The sequence below is a fragment of the Niabella aurantiaca DSM 17617 genome (assembly GCF_000374125.1).
Lineage (GTDB): Bacteria > Bacteroidota > Bacteroidia > Chitinophagales > Chitinophagaceae > Niabella > Niabella aurantiaca.
Window position 1 is genome coordinate 164,827 of record NZ_KB893628.1, and the last position, 18,010, is coordinate 182,836.

Consider the following 18,010-nt stretch of genomic DNA (forward strand, 5'->3'; position numbering starts at 1 on the left):
GCCGCCCGTGCCTCTTTGAAACGGTATGCCAGGCATTCACTGGGGTTGAAAGCGCCAAAAGGGTGGGGATGGTTAACCAATCCCAAACAGGCCGCTTATAACAAGGTGTATCATAAAACCACAACGGGCTGTTGCGTACTGTTCCTTTCACTAACCGGTATTTCACTGTTACCGATCCTGTTCATTTTTAAACCCCGATAACGCCAGCCGGATGCGGGCTCCATAAAACAGCAACCAATATCCTATATACCGGCGGAACAGGCACACTGTTTTGCCACAGCCGTTAGCCCATACCTGTGAAAAACACCTTAATAACGATGTTGCTTTTACTTGCGCTGCGCATGTTCCATACAAATTGTACTGCTACCGTTGTTCAGGTCTGTAACAGCACGCCGTTGAAAAATATCATTATAAGGAAAGTTGCCGGGGGTAACAAACCGTAAATACCGGAGCATAAAAATCCCGCCGGACGCGTTACAAATGAGAGCAGCCCATCAGGCATTCTCAATAATATGCGCTGCAGGTAATCCAACGGTCAAAAACAATCCGCCACACACCGGCATAGCGTTTCCTGAACTGTGCAGGTGCCGTCTGCCGGACCTGTTGTCTGTTTTCCATGGCGCTAAAGAGCGCCTTATAGCTCTTCTTTAGCAATAACTACCTTAGAATATTCTTTTACCCCCTCCTGATCCACCGATACGATACGGATGTATAATTTCCGGTTTTCCATATAACCGATCTCCGCACTTTTGGTACAGGACCCTGTTGCGATCACGCAGCCCAGCAAAAAGATAAATGCGCTCCTTCGTTTGGACAAAAGCATCCCCGGAAGCAGTAATAACAATACAATAAAGGGTACGACCATCCATCCGTGAGAAAGCTTATTCCGGTTTTGTTCAAAGGCATAGCGGCGGGTAGCGGCGCCATCGCCGTCAACAGCTTTAGCAGACACCCGGCCGAGCGTCTGAAAATCCTCGCCATTCACCGAGGCCTGCACTTCAAAGTAATCATTATTTGTTTCGGCAACGGTGGTCCACTGCACTTTAAGGGCGTCTCTGCCCAGGATCGCCGAGATGGGTCCGAAGGTTACGGATAGTGCCGCCGTGGTCGTTACATTTACCGGGTTATTGATGGCGGTAGCCGCCTGGTAATAACTACTTCCATTATCCTCAATGACCATCACCCGGTAGCCCGTTGTAGCAGACAGTCCCGTTACATTTACCGTATTACCGGTACCGCTATAGATACAGAACCATCCGCTGGAACCGATCTGGGATCCGCTTCCAAACAGTGTATTTGCCGTATAGACCGTTCCGTTTGCAGGAGAAGCGGTTCCTGTGCTACCGGCCCTCATAAACACGGATCTGCGTACCCCACTGCCATTGGTCCAGCTGATGGTGGTACTGCTTGCGGTTGTGCCCGTGAAGCTGATATTGCTGGCAGGGACCTCCGGTATGGTCAGGAGATGCTTTAATGCCCCACCGCTGCCGCTGCTGCCGGTAACAAAATAAATGTTTTTACTGTTTAGCGCTACAACGCCCCATGGATAAAAATCAGACCCCAACTCCAGGTCGGTAATTTTTACAGGAGTCCCCCCGCCTCCGCTGTACAGGTTGAGGACATATGTGGATCCGTTATATTCCGCAACATACAGATTACCCTGAGGATCCAGTGCAACAGATGAGGAATATTTATTTGAAGAAATGGTTGTGTGAGCCGTATAATTGCTGGACTCCGTAAAATGATACACTGCACCTAAATCGCCGGCATTGCTATTAAAACCATCCGTTACATAAATATCCCCATTAGGGGCAAAAGCCAGCCCGGTAGGCACCTGATATCCGGAGTCGACGACAAGTCCGTGGTATAACTGCGTGCCCGCGGCGCTCCCCGCTGGGTATTTTACGATGGCATAGTCGCTGGTTGCCGATGCATATTCCAGCGTATAAAGGTTATCAGCCGCATCAATGACCAAAGCAGAATAATAATTGCCACTTACCAACGTTGTGGCCGTTCCATAACTACCTGCCGAACTGTTATAGGGCAGTTTAATGATATTGTTAGCAGCATAGGAAGCCACGTATATATCGCCATTGGAAGCCACCGCCACTCCCCAGGGGTACCCGTTCGATACATATGGAAGCCCGCCAAGGATCACCTGCGGGCTGCCGGCCCCATTCGTATATTTAATAAGGTCATAGCGGTCGGATCCTGCATTATAGCGGGTTGTATAAATATTTCCTGAAGCGTCTTTGGTCAGCGCTGTATAATACCCGCCTGATTCTATAGTGGTAACAGTTTGGGCAATAACAAAAACGGGAACACAAAATAAAACAACGAGAAAGACCAAAAATATAAATTTCCGTCTCATAAACTAAATTTTAGAAGGCTTACAAAAATGACCCTGATACGGTCTTACGAGGTTACATGTTCAGAGCGACTGCCAAAAATAATAAGTTTTCAGCATTCCGTCGGGAATAATTTCAAAAGAGGCTGCTCCAGAATGGAGCCAAGGGTGCAACCAAAACGGAAACAATTTGGGTGGGTAAAATCATTAATAAGAAACACCGTCTCCGGGTTGTCCGGGCTTACTATATATTTACACTTGCTCTTGCAGCACCAAACATCATTAAAAATGTGCAGGTTAATTTGGTCTGACGATCACGGTATGCGCTTCAATGCTGTAATGCAGATCATGCAATCTGCAAATAAGATCACATATAAATTTCAGGTCATCGCTTTCCAGAAACACACCGGTAAATAATTTTTCCCCGATACCGGGTGCATTTTTATGATCGATCGTTACTCCAAATTTTTCCTCAATTTGCCGGAACACTTCCTTTAAAGGCTGGTTCTTAAATACCAGTCTTGTGCCCTTTTTGGTGAGCGTATCCCCGGGTGCCGGTAATACGGGCTTTTTTTCGTTCTTCTTTACGGCGGGGATCGAGGCTGCCGGATGCGTCAGGAAATAATTACGAAACTGCCTGTTGTTTACAATCAGCTGATCGCCCGGATGCAGCACTACATGCATGTGTTCATCCTTACTGTGCTGCGGCGATACCTTTACAATACCTTCCTTCAGGATTACCGATACCCGCCGATCATCCAGAACCGATACCAGGAACTGCGTGCCCAAAGCCGTTGTAGCGATACCGGAAGCACATACTGTAAAAGGCCGCGTTTTATCTTTATGCACCTTAAATCCTGCCTTACCTTTTAAATAGAGTGCTCTGCTGTTCTTTTCAAACGACGGCAGATATTGAAGCCGGCTGTTGGGATAAAGGGTAACCACTGATCGGTCCGGCAGGTCTATCCGCATCGCGTTACCCGTTTTATTCTCTATCATTTTCAGCACTCCGGCAACGCTCGTATGGGCCATTGCATCTTTTCCCCGTGCTGATGTATCCATCAGGCGCTTTAAGCCCGTCCAAACTAGCAGGCCGATCACTGCAGCCGCAGCAGTGTATCGCAGCACTTCTGCTATTGAGACTGGTTTTTTTTTCCTGTATTTTTCCCTGATGTGCTGCAATATCCTGTCGCTCACAGTTGTGCTCAATTGCTTTTCAGGGCTGGTGAGCCACGCTTTTACCGGAAGATACTGCTCCAACTCGCCGGGATTTTCTCTAAAGAACCGATCAACGGCCACGGCCTCCGCATCTGTACATTGGTTTTTAAAAAACCGTTCTATTAAGTCTTTACCGGGCTTCATGTAACACGGAGCTTTTGATAAAATGTTTTTGCTGCTACTCAGTTATAATGATATCCGCTGTAACCGGCAGGTGGTCCATATCATTTAGTTTGGTATATGGAGCGGAAACATTCATGATCTTAATATTCTTGCTGGTAATAATATTATCAATATGGCGGTTGGGGCCATCTTTCATACGATCCAGCTTAACGCCTCCGGAAGCCGTTACAAACCAGCCCTGTGCTCCACCGTTGGCAATATTGAACCCCGCAGCCGGAAAGCGTAATATCTCTGCATCCGAGGAATTGGTATCCCCAAAGCAGATGAAATATTTATATTTTTTCAGCGTTGCAATAATAGAATCCAGTGCTGCAGCATGCCCCTTCACCTGCCAGGGTATATGCGTGGAAATAACCTGGATTGTCTTATTCCCGATCTTCAGATCGCCGATCAGGGCATAATAATCCCCAAACCAATACTTTTGACGAAGGTTGGACAAGCGATAATTGGTAGCAATGCCGTTATAGATCCAGGTATGTTCATCTCCAAAATAAATATTATTATAGTACGGTTTTAAAAGCTCATCTGCCGCTTTGAATGTACTATCCTGGTCAAAGTACCTGTTCCATTCCTGAACAGCCAGCAGATCAAGGCTCTGCTCGCCTATCCAGTTTCTCCAGCTCAGCAGTTCCTGTCTTATATACTTTCCTGTCACCTCTTTATCTGCGGGATATTGAGCTTTCCCTCTCACTTCAAGTCCGCCTTTCATACCCTGGTTAAAATGCCCCACATTGTAGGTTCCTACTCTTAATTTAACAGGAAGGCCGTTTTCGGATTGTGCCATCGCGCCCGATAGATATAGCAACCCAGCCAGTGTAAAAATCAGTTTCTTTCTCATATCCTTTTAAATAAATATTGTAACAAAATAAATCATTATTATTTACTATCCACGCCGAGTGCCCGTACAAAAGACTGGTACAAGCTTTCATAACAAGGTTTAAAATCACTTACATCCCTCTACTTGGATTCATACATGAACGGGCCGTTATGCCCTACTGCATTCAGTGCCATCAGTATCGCTACCCAGTCGTTATGTCCCTCTCCGCTGCATGGGAAAAAATGATTTTCAGCCTTGTCGGTACCATCCGCAACGTGTAGTGTTTTTAAACGGGCGCTCATCGCCTTAACTGCCTTATTCAGTTCAATTGCCGATCGAATCATCTGGCGCTTTTTTGGCTGCTTTTATATTGCTTATAATCTCCGTATCCGTAAAGCGAAAGTTGCGGGCTGAATCTACATACGCATTTAAGCTGGTTTCAATATAATCGATGCCGTTGGCCCTCGCCTTAGACAATAATTCCGGGGTGATCTTATTAATCCCGATGGAAAACCCCAAATGCAATCGTGGTGGCGCCAGCTGGCTTTTTGCCTTCAGACCAAACAGCCCGCTGCATACCATAACTGTAACCAGAAAACAATATCGCTTTATCATAATCATTTATTCCAAATTGAGACCGGGAGTCATCCCAGGTTTTATTACCGGTAATACCTGTTGAATGCCACAGGGATGGATCCTCCCCGCCGCACTTTAAAGATCCGACCTAAAAGATTGCCACCGGGTGTTGCGTAAAGAGCCTTTGCACCTCCCCCGTAGCAACTTCTGATCCGCCTTAATACACTATTGCAGGCCGGAAATTCCGATGCCCCTGGATAAACAACAGGCAAAAAAACTATGGCCGGGCCTGGTTCACGGTCAGCGAGTCCCTGAGATTGGTTCCCAGTATATCCGTATAGCTGAGATAAATCTTCCCGGATCGCGCTTCGGTCGTTTCATTTGCTGCCACGCCAAAAGATATTTTGCCGTCGGCTATCTGAGGACCGGAGATCCAGTTGCTACCGGCGTTATAGGTGTAGGCTACGTTTATCACATCCAGGGAAAATTTGGTGTTGATGGAAGTTTCAACAGGACCGCCTGCGGCGGGAACCGCTACCGATGTGGCCGCAATGGTCAGCGCGGGCGTAATAACACCTCTTTGTCCCAATTTAAGGGTATCCGTTTTACCTCCCGCTTTAAAAAGAAGCGTGGTGGCGCGCGGATAATCAGAAATATTGTCCGATACTGAAACGATCGCGTACCCGGTTCCATCACCGGATCCCTTCCGGATCATGATCCAGGGGGCATCTTCCCGATTTTCCATGGTCCATTTATGATCTGAATAGACAACGATCCTGGTCGTGTCCGCCGGAGCATTGAGGATAACAAATCTTGAGTCAAGACCCAGGTCCGTATTAAAGACGGTATCCTCTTTTTCACACCCGGCAAACAGCAGCGTCAAAAAAGCGAAGAATAATATGAATCGATTCATAGTCTTAAATTTTTATTGATTATAGGCATCATTGGTTAATATTCCCCCTGAGCGGTCAACCTCTGTTTGTGGTACCGGGTAATATTCGTGGTAAGGTCTCAGATTCGTCTGGATGGCATCTACCTCGGCCGCAGCAGTGGCGCTTACACGGGTATAGAAATCGCCCCAGCGTACCAGGTCCCATTTACGGCCATATTCTCCAAACAATTCCCTTGCACGTTCTTTTTTCAGCTCTTCCCGGAACGCATCCTTACCCGGATACGCCGCAAGCACAAAGCCGGTGTTCGCCCTTGCCTTTACCTGGTTGATGGCATCCATGGCCGTAGCAGGGTCGTTCATTTCGTTGGCCGCCTCTGCTAACATCAGCAAGGCATCAGCAAACCGGAAAACCTTCTGGTTATTATTATCCTGTTGCAGGCTCATGTTCGGGCACCAGAACTTGGGTCCGGGCCAGGGTTTTCCCGTAAAATTGTTAGACTTGGGCCTGTTGAACCATACGCCCTCGTAGGTATAGGCCAGTGTAGTATTCTTTCTCGGATCGGTGTCATTATACAAAGACATAAGATAATCCGTGGGTGTTGCCGCGGTAAAAGTAGTGGTGGTCGTGCCGAGCTGTGTAATGGTAACCCCATCATAAACGGCTCCTGAAGCCCGCGCCGGGGTCATCTGGGTAGCCACATTGCTGATTTTTATGGTCCCCGAATATTGTACTTCAAAAATAGATTCCGCTTTATTCCTGTTGCGAAACCAGGTGTCCGTCAGTGCGTATTGGGAGAGCGCTCCATAAATGTCTTTCAACTTTTGCATCGCGTCAATACATACATCCCATTTTTTATTCCAGAGGGCCATTTTACCGATCAGCATATAGGCCAGTGGCGCTCCGATCCTGTTATCGGCAATAGATGAACTTTTTGTTTGCGGCATAACGGGCGCCCATTTATGAAGGTCGGCAATCAGGCTATCCCTGATAACGACTGCCGACATGCGGCCCATTTGCGCTACTTCCATTAATGCATCGAAACTGGCGCTTGCATCACTTGTATAGTAAGGCACGTCGCCAAACATACAGGTAAGTATATAATAATACAGTGCACGCATAATTGCGGCTTCTCCAATTAAAGCAGGCTTCTTTTCCTCCGCAATCGAGGCAGAATGCTGAATACCGGCAATGGTAGCATTACAAACCATGATGCCGTTATAGGCCGAGGTCCAGATGCCGTCGCCCACTCCGGGGTTGGAGGGAGACATGCCGAAGGACTGGTCTACACCGCCGTTCGTCAGATAGGACAGGTCGCTGGTATATTCCGTTGCCATCATCAAATCGCCTCTATATATATTATATAGCTTAAGGTAGCAGGCGTTTACAGCAGATAGTGCCTGCGCTTCTGTTTGATAAAAGTTATCCGAATTGAGAAAGCTCTGTGGTTTTTCTTCCAAAAATTTCGTACAACTCCCAATGGTAAGGCCTACGATTGCCAGGCCGGCGAGTGCATATATTTTTATTTGTTTCATGTCCATTAGAATTTTAATTCAGCAGTAAAAGTGATTGTTCTGTTCGGAGGAAATGATCCGTTATCTACACGGCGCAGTGTAGAAGAAGTGCCGCTTGTATTCACTTCCGGATCGTACCCGATATAATTCTTCAATAGCAACAGGTTATTTCCGTTCAATGAAAGCGCCAATGATCTGAGCTTTGATGCTGTTAATTTTGTAAGATCAAACGTGTATCCGATGGACGCCGCTTTTAAACGAAAGAAGCTTGCATCATATACAAACCGGTCATTGGGGATATCATCTTTAGAATCGGTCCTGGGAATGTCTGAATCAGGATTGCGCACCTCGTGATACCGGTTTACCATAAGCTCCTGCTGGTTATTGAGGTACACCCCCGTCATATTGAACATCCCCCCGGGATAATACATATCGCCTCCCACAGAATAGTTGAAGAAAATCGAAAGAAATGCATTTTTATACCGGAATGTGTTTTGCAAACCGCCATACAGGTCCGGATCAGCATCCCCCAGCATTATCATATCATCACTATTCATTAACCCATCGTTATTCTGATCAATATAACGCTGGCGCCCCGGAACCAAATATGCTGCTGAAGCCGATACATATTTCTTATCGATCTGATTTTGGATAATCTCATCCTGGTTTTTCCACACACCTCCATACTCAAAACCGTAAATAGCATTTAGCGGGTAGCCCGCCTGGTAGCCATTGATCATGTATTGCGCGCCATAGGTATAGGTATTGGTAACCACTCTTCCAACCAGGCCGATGTCGTCTACCATTTGTTGGTTATGTGCAGCAGTAAAGCTGGCAGACCAGCCAAAATCACTTTTTCGTATTACATCATAATTAATGGTCAGCTCAATTCCCTTATTGGAGGTTTTACCAAAGTTCATCAATCTGGAAGAAAAACCCGTTTGCGTAGGCATCTGCACACTCAGCAGGAGATCCGAAGTATTGCTCTTATAGGCATCGAGTGTGACTTCAAGGCGTTTACGGAATAAGGAAAGGTCAAGCCCTGCGTTATAGGTGGTGGTCTTTTCCCATTTTAAACCGGCATTGGCAATACCCGAAGGATAAAACGCTACAGGCTGTGCTCCCCCGAACAAATACCCGGATGTGGTAGCACTCAGGCGGCTGAGCGACTGGTAGCGCGAAATGGCGTCGTTACCCGATGTACCCGCGCTGAGGCGAACCGCAAAATCACTCAGGCCGGAGTTTTTCATAAAGTTTTCGTTCAACACATTCCACCGGACAGCTGCTGATGGAAAATAAGCCCATTTGTTGTTGGCAGCAAAGTTGGAGGCTCCATCCCTGCGCAAAGTAGCCGTCAGGTAATATTTCCGTGCATAATTATAATTAAGGCGGGCGAGGTGCGATACGCGCGTTTGTAATTCTTTTGCACCGCTTACGTTAAGCTTCTGTTTATCCGGTATGGAACCGATATCCCAAAGCGCCGTCTCATCGCTGTAATAACCACTGCCACTTATGGAAACCCGGTAGAAATTCCGCATCTGTACGGTGAACCCATACATTGCCTCGAAATTATGTCCGGTTCCGAATGTGTTCTTGTAGGTAACCGTATTTTCATTCAGCAGGTTGTCATTTTGATTGATGCTTTTAGAAGTAGCATTCCCTGCGGTGGCACGGCTGGGCATGGTAGACGGAACCAGCGCATTGTTATTGATATCATATTTGGAATAAGAAATTGAGGCATGTGCCATGACGTTTTTAATCGGTGTTATATCAACATACACCATGGAAGTAAGCGTTCCTGTTTGCGTTGTATTCTTTCGCAGTGTCGCATCAAACAAAGGCAGGTCGGATACCCCTCCTGAATAGTTTTGTGAGTTCCAGCTGTTCAGCGTGCCATCGGGGTTATAGATCGGAACCACGGGAGCTACCGATACAAAAGATACGCTCCAGTTGTTATAGGCGCCTAAGTAACGCATTGGCTGCTCCTGTGTGCTGTTGGAGTACGCTATACGGATACCGGCTTTAGCGTATTTGCTCAATGTCTGATCGAGGTTCGTACGAAACTGGTAGCGTTTGAATTCGCTGCCGAGAATAACCCCGGCAATTTTGTCGTAGCCGCCCGAAATAAAGAACCTGGTGTTCTTATTGCCGCCCGAAACGGCTAATGAATAATTGGAAAAAGGCGCACTGCGGGTAAGAGCGTGCTGCCAGTCGGAGCCCCCGCCAAGTGAAAGGGGGTCAGGATAGGGGTAATCCTCAAGTGGTTTTGTCCGGTTGGCCGCACTGGCATAATAGTAACGGTCGTTGATCAGCTGCGCAAATTCAGTAGCATCCATCAGGTCGAGGTACCCCGCCATTTTTGCAAAGCCCTGGGATGTTCTTACCGTAAAATCTGTTTTGCCGTTTTTGCTAATGCCACTTTTCGTGGTGATGATAATGACACCGTTGGCACCACGGGAACCATAGATGGCAGTAGAAGACGCATCCTTCAATACACTGATGCTGGCAATATCCGAGGGATTCAGGTCGTTCAGATTATTGATACCATCCATCACTCCGTCTACAACGTATAAAGGCTCATTGTCAGCCGAAATAGATCTTGTTCCGCGTATCCGAACGGTGGTACCAGAGCCGGGGGCTCCATCTGTAGACATGAATTCCGCTCCGGCGATCCTTCCCGCAAGCATCTGGTCTACACGCGGAACGGGTATGTTCTCGAGGTCCTGTACTTTAACGGAGGAAACGGCGCCGGTAAGATCACGTTTCCTTACGCTGCCGTAGCCCACCGCCACTACTTCCACCTTCTCAAGATCGCCGGTTTTGTTTACCAGCCGTACCAATAATGCACTCTGGGTCTTTTTCAGCACTACATTTTTTTCAATATAGGTTTCATAACCCACATAGCTGCAGTAAAGGTCATAGGTCCCGTCCTGATTCAGGTTGTCCAGGCTAAAGGAGCCTTCCTTATTGGTGAGTGTTGAGGCCATATCCGCCCTTCCCTGCCGGGCCACAACGGAAACCATTTCAAGCGGGTTTCCCTGTTCATCCAGAACCGTACCCTTTACTTGGGCAGACTGCGCTGCAGCGTTCAAAGCAACGGCCAGGGAAAAAAAAGTAAACAGTGTTCTGAATAACATTTTTTGTATTTTCATCTTCTGCAAAATTTAATAAGTCCGGCTGGTCCATAACCTTGTTATGCCCTGTATGCCCACCATCTTATCTTGGTAAGGGCACTTTATACCGGGAATGACACAGAAGATTCGAACAAGAATGCGTTTACCCCTATCCGTTAACAATTTGATAATTCAATAAGGCTCACAGACCCATGATAAAGCAGAGCGCGGCCGCTTTTCTTACTACTTTTAGTGCTTTTGAGATATGGTTTTCAACCGTTTTGGGCGAAACAGATAAATGATCTGCTATTTGCAGGTGGGTAAGGCCTCCTTCACGGCTAAGGATGAAGATCTTTTTGCATTGGGGAGGCAGGCTTTCGATCGCTTCCTGTACTTTTTCAACCAGTTGTTTATCAGCGGCCGGGTCGCGGGCAATAACAGCATCAGCATTTTGTTTTATGGCATCGAGGGCGCTGCGCTCAATCGCTTTTCTGCGCAATATGTCTATCAGAACAGACCGGGCAATTCTTGCAATCTGCACTTCTATCGGAAACGAAGAGGATAGTTCCGATCTTTTTTCCCACACCTTAACAAAACTCATCTGGACAACCTCTTCTGCCAGATCGTCTGAAGCTGTATTTCTTAGCACATAGAAATAAAATCTATTATGATATTTATGATATACTTCTTCAAAAATAAGTTTGTTTCCTCGTTTTATCTCTGAAACATAATCCATAATACGGGCCGCAAGTTACTAAACCACGAAAAATGCCAGGTTAAATTATGGTTAAGCGATGCCACAAAAACTCTATTGTCATTCCATCAGATCATGAGGCAACCATCACACGGATCCCCGGGTGGCAGCTTGCAGGATCTCAAATGTTCATTATTAATATGGGTGCTTCTGAATTCTTTATCATCCTCTTTGTACGTAAGAGTTACAAGATCTTCTTTTTGTACGGGATCTGCAGTACCAGAAGGCTGCTTCCCGTGCATCCTTTCGATCCGATCTCCGGACACAAAAATGCTTCCGGCTCTATGACCGGCGGTATATCGGAACCAAAGGCAGGTCTTCCGGACAAGCACAACATTGCTTGCACTGCGCCCCCGGTAACTGTTATTTGATCCAATAGAAACCGCCGTTCACCGACGGCTTGTTTGTTTTGCCGATCCATCCTCTTTCCTTTGGTGTCAGGTAATGTTCACCACCCCGAAGAGGATGAATAAAATAACCCATCTTATGAACAAAAATCAAATAGCCTGCTTCGCTTTCTGCATCTGCCTGCTGGCATGCCACCAAAAATCAAAAAAGCCGGCAGCGCCGGAGGCACCGGCAAGTAAATACGTCTTTACGAGTATCAAAGAAATGCCGGCCTTACCGGTTACGGATCAGAACAGCTCGGGAACCTGCTGGAGCTTTTCCACAGCTTCGTTTCTGGAGACCGAAATCATACGTCTCAAGGGCGAAAAAATAAAGTTGTCTGAAATGTTTTTTGTCCGGGGCGCCTATCTGTTAAAGGCCCGGAATTACATCCTGCGGCAAGGCACGGCCCGTTTTACCGAAGGTGGGCTTAATCATGATCCCCTTATTACGGCGGCATTCTTTGGGATCCTTCCGGAATCTGCCTATACCGGACTTATCAACGGTCAGACCCGGCACAATCATTTTAAAATGTTTGCGGAACTGGAAGATTCGGTAAAAAGATATGCAAGCCCTGCGAATAAACGGGGTGTCGCCTGGAAGCAGGAAGTACCCCATATAATGGATAAATATATGGGCGGCGTACCGGACTCTTTCCAATATAACGGTAATACCTATACCGCAAAAAGCTTCCTGGCTTATACGAAGCTAAACCCTGACGATTACATCACCATCACTTCATTTACCCATGTTCCTTTTTACAAACCGTTTGTATTGAGTATTCCCGCCAACTGGGCAGATCAGAAATATCAGAATCTGCCTTTAGACGAATTCATCGACAACATCAATCATGCGATTGACGCGGGGTACTCATTAGCGCTGGATCTGGATGGCACTGAGCCTACCTTTACATCAGAGCTGGGAGTGATTCCTGAAGATCCCGGGGACAATAAACGCATCCTGTACGACATATTGCCGGAAAAGAAAATCACCCAGAAAATGCGCCAGGATGCGTTTGAAAACTTTGAGACCACCGATGATCATCTGGTACATATCGTAGGAAAGGCAAAGGATCAGCAAGGCAACATTTATTATAAGTGTAAAAACTCCTGGGGTCCAAAAGCCGGCAGGCATGGCTACCTGTATCTCAGCATCCCCTATATAAGAATGAAAGGAATTTCAGTGTTATTACATAAACAGGGTCTGACAAAGCAAACCGTACAAAAGCTTTCCGTCTTTCTAAATACGGTTAAGTTCTAAATTTTCGTTGCAGGTTCTCCCGGGAAAATACATTCCGGTCGCCTGCACAAAAAGGGTCTACTAATACTTTATGCATACATCAGTCAATTTAAATTCGAATCGAACATAATTGAACTGACCACCGTGTCCTGAAACATATTTTATACGGCTCGGATCGATATGTTGGATGATTGTTGAGCGTTACTGTTGTAATTGTTCAATGTCCTTGAAGCCGATCATACTAATCCGGTCTTTGATATAGCACCATATTTTAGCAGCATTGAATCCGGGGCTATAAGGAATAGAAAAATCAAAGCAACATTCGGTAGTATTTCAATGTCTATTCGATAGTACGCATGTGCACACCAATAGAAAGAGGGAATATCCTAAAATGTGTATGTTGCTGTCCGGTTTATTGGTAAAACAGCGCCGTATTGTGTCACCGGTCAAGCGGTTGGGTTGGAAGACAAATCTTTCCGGAACAATAATTTCTGACCCAGGCGGTGGCAAGCTCCACTATTTCATCTTTCTTCCAATCGTTTTGTTATCGATTCCACAGCAATCGCGTTAATCTTTCTCCAATTGCGCTTCCCGGTAGACAATATTATATCCTTTGGTATTGTGTGGGAAATGAACAATTCCACATCATCCGGAGCCCTGGCCTCTAATGGTACAAAAAGGACCGCCACATCACCATTGAATCCCGCCGATTTGTCGACCAGGCCATCCGGAGTAAAATGACCATACAGTGGTTTTGCCGTATAATGTCCGTAAAGACGCTGCTTAATTTTGAGGTCATGAAAACTATCGCGATGCAATGGATAACGGAAATAATACCCAATGCGCCGCGACTTTCGAAGCTCCGTCAGATCAAGATCATCAATCATAACAACAAAGTTCCAGCTTTATTTTTGTTCAACGAAATTGTAGCCATTGAAACCACCCCAACGGAGCTGGTTAAAAAGATCGTACCCTTTCTTTCCGGGAATTCCAGGATGAGTTTTTTTGAACCGCCCACAAAGTACCAGACACCCAACAAAATGCAGGTAGAGTAGGTTGGATGGTTGACGGCTCCCATGTAGGCAAAAGGATATTTTCCGAAAATTTGTAGAAAAGAATTCAGGTCTTCTTTATCGACAGAAGGCAATCGGCGAATCAGTTGTGGTAAAACCAGGCCTGAAAGTGAAATAAATACTGGCAGAAATTCTCAAAATGTTCACTGTCCCAAAAAATCTTTTTCCGAAAGCAAATCGTCAATATTATTCACCTACTGTATTTCCTTTTCTAATCCCTTTGTCGAGAAAGGCCCTTACGTCCCTGGCTACCCAAATAAAACCATTCGGGATCTTTCTATGTACGCCAATCGCGGATACATCCCTGAAGTTAAGATGCTCTATTATTGAGGAATTTTCGTTTTCCAATCCATAACATTCCCCTCTGTCTCAAAGAGCAGCTTATTTTATATGTTGTATTATGTTTATTTCAAACAGCAGAGGAGTTGTCGTCTGGCTATCTTCCATTTGATTTACGAATATCTTTTGCCCTGTTAAAAGCTGCCAGGCAGCTATCTAATGGCTTGCCTTCTTTATAAATGCAATCACAAAACTCGCAAGCTCCGGGATTTTTATCACATTGATTTCTACACTCCGCTTCAGAGTTGCCCGGTCCAATCTCCCATAAATACGAAGTACCGATTATTACAAAAGCCAGGAGTGCTACACAAGATCCAAAGAATATAACCCGAAGACGAAATCCAAAGGGCTTTTTTAATACATATGGTTCAACTTTGGGCTGCCTGTATGGTGAAAGATATTTTAAACGGTCATAATTCCAAATTAATAAAAATAAACAGGCTAACAACAACATAGTACAGGCCCGGGTGCCCGCAAATCGTGTAGCATACGTGAGCACACATATATTTACTATCATAGGGAAATACATGAGCACACCGAGAAAAGAAGTTCTGGGAATCAGAATTAATATTGCAATAATAATTTGAGTTATGCCAATAAATGTATAATAATAGCCGGTCAAATATAGTGCATCAAAATAATGCCCTAACGGGTTATTAGCCGGCAATCCTTCAGCGAAACGCTGGCCCATGATTTTAACTAAACCTGTCGGAAAGAAACTCGCAGCCAATCCAATACGACAAAAAAGTGCGAACCCCTGAAACCATTTGTCAGACTTTGCTTCGTGGTATATTTTTTCAATCCCGTTCATAACTGCATATGAATTGTGTAGTACCGAATCCTTTCTAGAAGTTGCTTCAACCGCCGAAATGCGTAGTGTAATACACCGTCCGTTAAAATTTATGTTTTTTTGCGAACCTTTATGATACGGATAAGATAATAGATAACCAATGCTATGACAGTCCAGTACGCAGCGCAGACAAGCACCCGAATGGGTGGAGCTGGGTCGGGATCGTTGAATATTGGCGCCAAGGGTCCTACTAAAACAATTTTGACGGGGTATACAATGTTGGCTAAAGTACGCTTCCAGGCTACCGGTGAATCCATCCCAGGAAACCAATCGCCGTTTACGGGCATCAAAATTAAATTAGTAATCCCTTGAAAGACAAACGCTGAAACGAGAAAGATAATGACAAACTTTTTTAATGAAATTTTCATATATTAATTTTTGTGTTCAAAAGTACTTTGGAATACAAAGTTAATGCGCGCACTTTGCATTTCAAAATATTTCCCGCTTGTTCAGCAAAAAAACCTGTGAAGAAAGTACAGATTAATATTGCTTTTTGTGATTTTCATTAGCATTGCCAAAGGATAAAGAATGCGATCCTTTTGCATCACTTTTATTTTACTCCTATGGCTTTCGTCGATTCTGAATCCAATAACCATGTAATAGTCCTTCCAACCACAACTTCTTGCATACGCTCTAATTGCGTACCCTTTCAGTTCGCGGGAGCATTTAAATTGCTCCGCCAAAAAGATGTAATCTGCATATTTCGGCCGCTTCCACAATCGATCAATTAGCACATGAGACAGAATGCGCTTAGGGGTATCGCACCTTTTTTGCCGGAAGCGCTGATATGCCGGCGTCTGATCTTCCCATAGAAGGAGCGGCTACAATCCAGCCTAAATAATGCACTCCCCTGTTTGGGTAGCCCCGTATGCCGGCAAGGGCACCAACAGTTATATTGTTGTTATATACGTCCCTATTGCCGTTGCAGTTCTTTTTGCTGCTTTTTTTCTTCCTTTTTGCGTTGTTTTTCCTGTCGTCTGAAATAGCCCCGGAACAGGAAATTGTGCCGCACTGCTTCCATATTCTCATCCAGTTTGCCGGTACTGCTTTCCAGGTTCCGAATCGTTTGTTGCAACTGCCGGGCTGTAACAGAATCATTCAGCAGCACACCGGCTGGCGATTCGTCACTGTTAAGACGGCCTTTGACATCCGTAGTTACCGACTGAAGATCGTGTGCCACCTGGTTTGCCCGCGTCGCTACTTCCTGTAACTGGGTGGCGGTATTTCTGAGTCTGCTGAATACAACGGTGTCACTTACAAGGTCATTGGCCAGTACACCCGGACGTTGCAATCTGGCGGTGTATCCCGTAAGGTCCCTGGTGAACTGTTGGGTATTGCCGGCTGTTTTATGCAGGATCGCCAGTGTCCGATCCAGCTGCTCGTAAACGGATGAATCTTTCATCAATTTCCCCAGTGAGCCTTTCCCCGCAACAAGATTTTCCATGATGTCTTTGAGATTACCGGTAATGGCCACCAGGTTCTTATTGTTTACCTGGAGCGTATTCATGATTTCATCCGTACTGATGCTGGGTTCCACGATGATTACGTCTCCGTCTTCGATAGGTGCGGTTTGAGCGGTGCCGCCATCGAGAGCGATGATCTTATTGCCTACCAGTCCGTCGGCGCTTATCCGCGCCCTCACATCTTTGTGAATAAACGGGCGGGCATTCTTATCGATATTCATCAGCACCTCGATCCGGCTGAGATCCATAAAGGTGATCTTTTTGATGGTCCCCACTTTTACACCGGAATACCAGATATTATTACCCCTGGAAAGACCACCCACATCATGAAAGATGGCTTTTATCTGCACCGATTGTATGAATGCCTTCTTTTGTCCGCCCAAAATCAGGATGGCGGTAGCAAAAATGATCAGCCCTAAAATAATAAAAATGCCTACAGTAGTCGCCCTTCTTGAATCAGCTGTTTTCATATATTATTGAATAAAGTTATACTCATAAAATTCGCGGATCAGCGCTTCATCAGAACCGAACACATCGTTAAAGTTGCCCTGTCGTATAAACCGTCCTTCTTTCAGTACGGCGATCGTGTCGCCCGTAGATTTGGCGCAGGTGAGATCATGTGTAATAATGATGGAGCTTGTCTTGAACCGGTGCTGTACTTCATTGATCAGGTCATTGATCTCCGTGCAGGTAATGGGATCCAATCCGGCCGTAGGTTCATCATACAACATGATCTCCGGACGGAGTATAAGCGTGCGGCCAATACCGATGCGCTTGCGCTGCCCGCCGGAAAGCTCGGCCGGCATCTGGCCGATGGTATGGGAAAGCCCGATGGCTTCCAGCACCATCTCTATACGTTTATCGCGCTCTTTACGGCTCATGCCCGGTTCGTTCCGCTTCAGCGGGAAGGCCAGGTTCTCGCCTACCGTCATGCTGTCATATAATGCCCCGTGCTGAAAACAGAAGCCTACTTTCAGGCGCAGGTCACGCAGTGCGTGGGCATCCAGTTCCGGTACCTCCTGTCCCAGTACAGTTACCGTTCCGGCATCAGGATACAGCAATCCGACGATCACTTTTATCAAAACGGACTTACCTGTTCCGGAGCGCCCCAGCACCACGATGTTTTCGCCGCGATGCAAATCCAGGTCTACCCCGCGCAGTACGTGATTGCTGCCAAACGACTTGTACAGACCTCTGATAGAGATCACTGTTTGCTGCCTGTCGATATCGGGAATAAAAGATTTCAT

The 18,010-nt window shown here is 46.0% G+C and carries 16 protein-coding genes; 3 read left to right on the forward strand and 13 right to left on the reverse strand.

What is annotated here, in order from left to right; translation table 11 throughout:
• Positions 1-634: 634 nt before the first annotated feature.
• The 9 genes from B160_RS0109810 to B160_RS0109850 all read right to left on the reverse strand — a co-directional run bounded on the left by B160_RS0109810 (position 635) and on the right by B160_RS0109850 (position 11,394).
• Complete coding sequence (locus B160_RS0109810; RefSeq protein WP_018627737.1) at positions 635-2,371, reverse strand: NHL repeat-containing protein; 1,737 nt, start codon at positions 2,369-2,371, stop codon at positions 635-637.
• Between the two features lie 273 nt (positions 2,372-2,644).
• Positions 2,645-3,709 (reverse strand): FecR family protein, encoded by a 1,065-nt coding sequence (locus tag B160_RS0109815; protein ID WP_018627738.1) that lies wholly within the window; start codon positions 3,707-3,709, stop codon positions 2,645-2,647.
• A 34-nt stretch (positions 3,710-3,743) separates the two neighbouring features.
• Positions 3,744-4,586, reverse strand: a complete 843-nt coding sequence (locus B160_RS0109820) for an exonuclease/endonuclease/phosphatase family protein (RefSeq protein WP_018627739.1) — start codon at positions 4,584-4,586, stop codon at positions 3,744-3,746.
• Between the two features lie 119 nt (positions 4,587-4,705).
• Positions 4,706-4,909, reverse strand: a complete 204-nt coding sequence (locus tag B160_RS0109825) for a hypothetical protein (protein WP_018627740.1) — start codon at positions 4,907-4,909, stop codon at positions 4,706-4,708.
• Complete coding sequence (locus B160_RS0109830) at positions 4,890-5,180, reverse strand: hypothetical protein (protein ID WP_157557984.1); 291 nt, start codon at positions 5,178-5,180, stop codon at positions 4,890-4,892. Before B160_RS0109830 ends, B160_RS0109825 begins: the two co-directional genes overlap by 20 nt.
• Positions 5,181-5,418: 238 nt before the next feature.
• Entirely contained in the window at positions 5,419-6,054 is a 636-nt protein-coding gene (locus B160_RS0109835; RefSeq protein ID WP_018627742.1) for a BACON domain-containing protein, read from the reverse strand.
• A gap of 12 nt (positions 6,055-6,066) precedes the next feature.
• On the reverse strand, positions 6,067-7,566 hold the full coding sequence (locus B160_RS0109840; RefSeq protein WP_026309669.1) for a RagB/SusD family nutrient uptake outer membrane protein: 1,500 nt from the start codon (positions 7,564-7,566) through the stop codon (positions 6,067-6,069).
• A gap of 5 nt (positions 7,567-7,571) precedes the next feature.
• On the reverse strand, positions 7,572-10,697 hold the full coding sequence (locus B160_RS0109845; protein ID WP_018627744.1) for a SusC/RagA family TonB-linked outer membrane protein: 3,126 nt from the start codon (positions 10,695-10,697) through the stop codon (positions 7,572-7,574).
• A 163-nt stretch (positions 10,698-10,860) separates the two neighbouring features.
• Positions 10,861-11,394, reverse strand: coding sequence for a sigma-70 family RNA polymerase sigma factor (locus tag B160_RS0109850; RefSeq protein WP_018627745.1), 534 nt, complete (start codon positions 11,392-11,394; stop codon positions 10,861-10,863).
• A 47-nt stretch (positions 11,395-11,441) separates the two neighbouring features.
• Here B160_RS0109850 and B160_RS0109855 point away from each other — a divergent pair, with 47 nt between their 5' ends.
• The 3 genes from B160_RS0109855 to B160_RS31605 all read left to right on the forward strand — a co-directional run bounded on the left by B160_RS0109855 (position 11,442) and on the right by B160_RS31605 (position 14,093).
• The gene (locus tag B160_RS0109855; protein WP_157557985.1) at positions 11,442-11,783 is read left to right on the forward strand and encodes a hypothetical protein; all 342 of its coding nucleotides are present in this window, start codon (positions 11,442-11,444) and stop codon (positions 11,781-11,783) included.
• A gap of 115 nt (positions 11,784-11,898) precedes the next feature.
• Positions 11,899-13,059: a C1 family peptidase gene (locus tag B160_RS0109865; RefSeq protein WP_018627748.1), complete on the forward strand. Its 1,161-nt coding sequence runs from the start codon at positions 11,899-11,901 to the stop codon at positions 13,057-13,059.
• A 776-nt stretch (positions 13,060-13,835) separates the two neighbouring features.
• The gene (locus B160_RS31605) at positions 13,836-14,093 is read left to right on the forward strand and encodes a hypothetical protein (RefSeq protein ID WP_157557986.1); all 258 of its coding nucleotides are present in this window, start codon (positions 13,836-13,838) and stop codon (positions 14,091-14,093) included.
• A 454-nt stretch (positions 14,094-14,547) separates the two neighbouring features.
• Here B160_RS31605 and B160_RS0109880 read toward each other — a convergent pair whose 3' ends face one another.
• From B160_RS0109880 to B160_RS0109900, 4 genes are all read right to left on the reverse strand, one after another.
• The gene (locus B160_RS0109880; RefSeq protein WP_018627751.1) at positions 14,548-15,261 is read right to left on the reverse strand and encodes a hypothetical protein; all 714 of its coding nucleotides are present in this window, start codon (positions 15,259-15,261) and stop codon (positions 14,548-14,550) included.
• Positions 15,262-15,350: 89 nt separating this feature from the next.
• Positions 15,351-15,668, reverse strand: coding sequence for a hypothetical protein (locus B160_RS0109885; RefSeq protein ID WP_018627752.1), 318 nt, complete (start codon positions 15,666-15,668; stop codon positions 15,351-15,353).
• A 545-nt stretch (positions 15,669-16,213) separates the two neighbouring features.
• Entirely contained in the window at positions 16,214-17,233 is a 1,020-nt protein-coding gene (locus B160_RS0109895) for an MlaD family protein (RefSeq protein ID WP_018627754.1), read from the reverse strand.
• 3 nt (positions 17,234-17,236) lie between these two features.
• The gene (locus B160_RS0109900) at positions 17,237-18,010 is read right to left on the reverse strand and encodes an ABC transporter ATP-binding protein (protein ID WP_018627755.1); all 774 of its coding nucleotides are present in this window, start codon (positions 18,008-18,010) and stop codon (positions 17,237-17,239) included.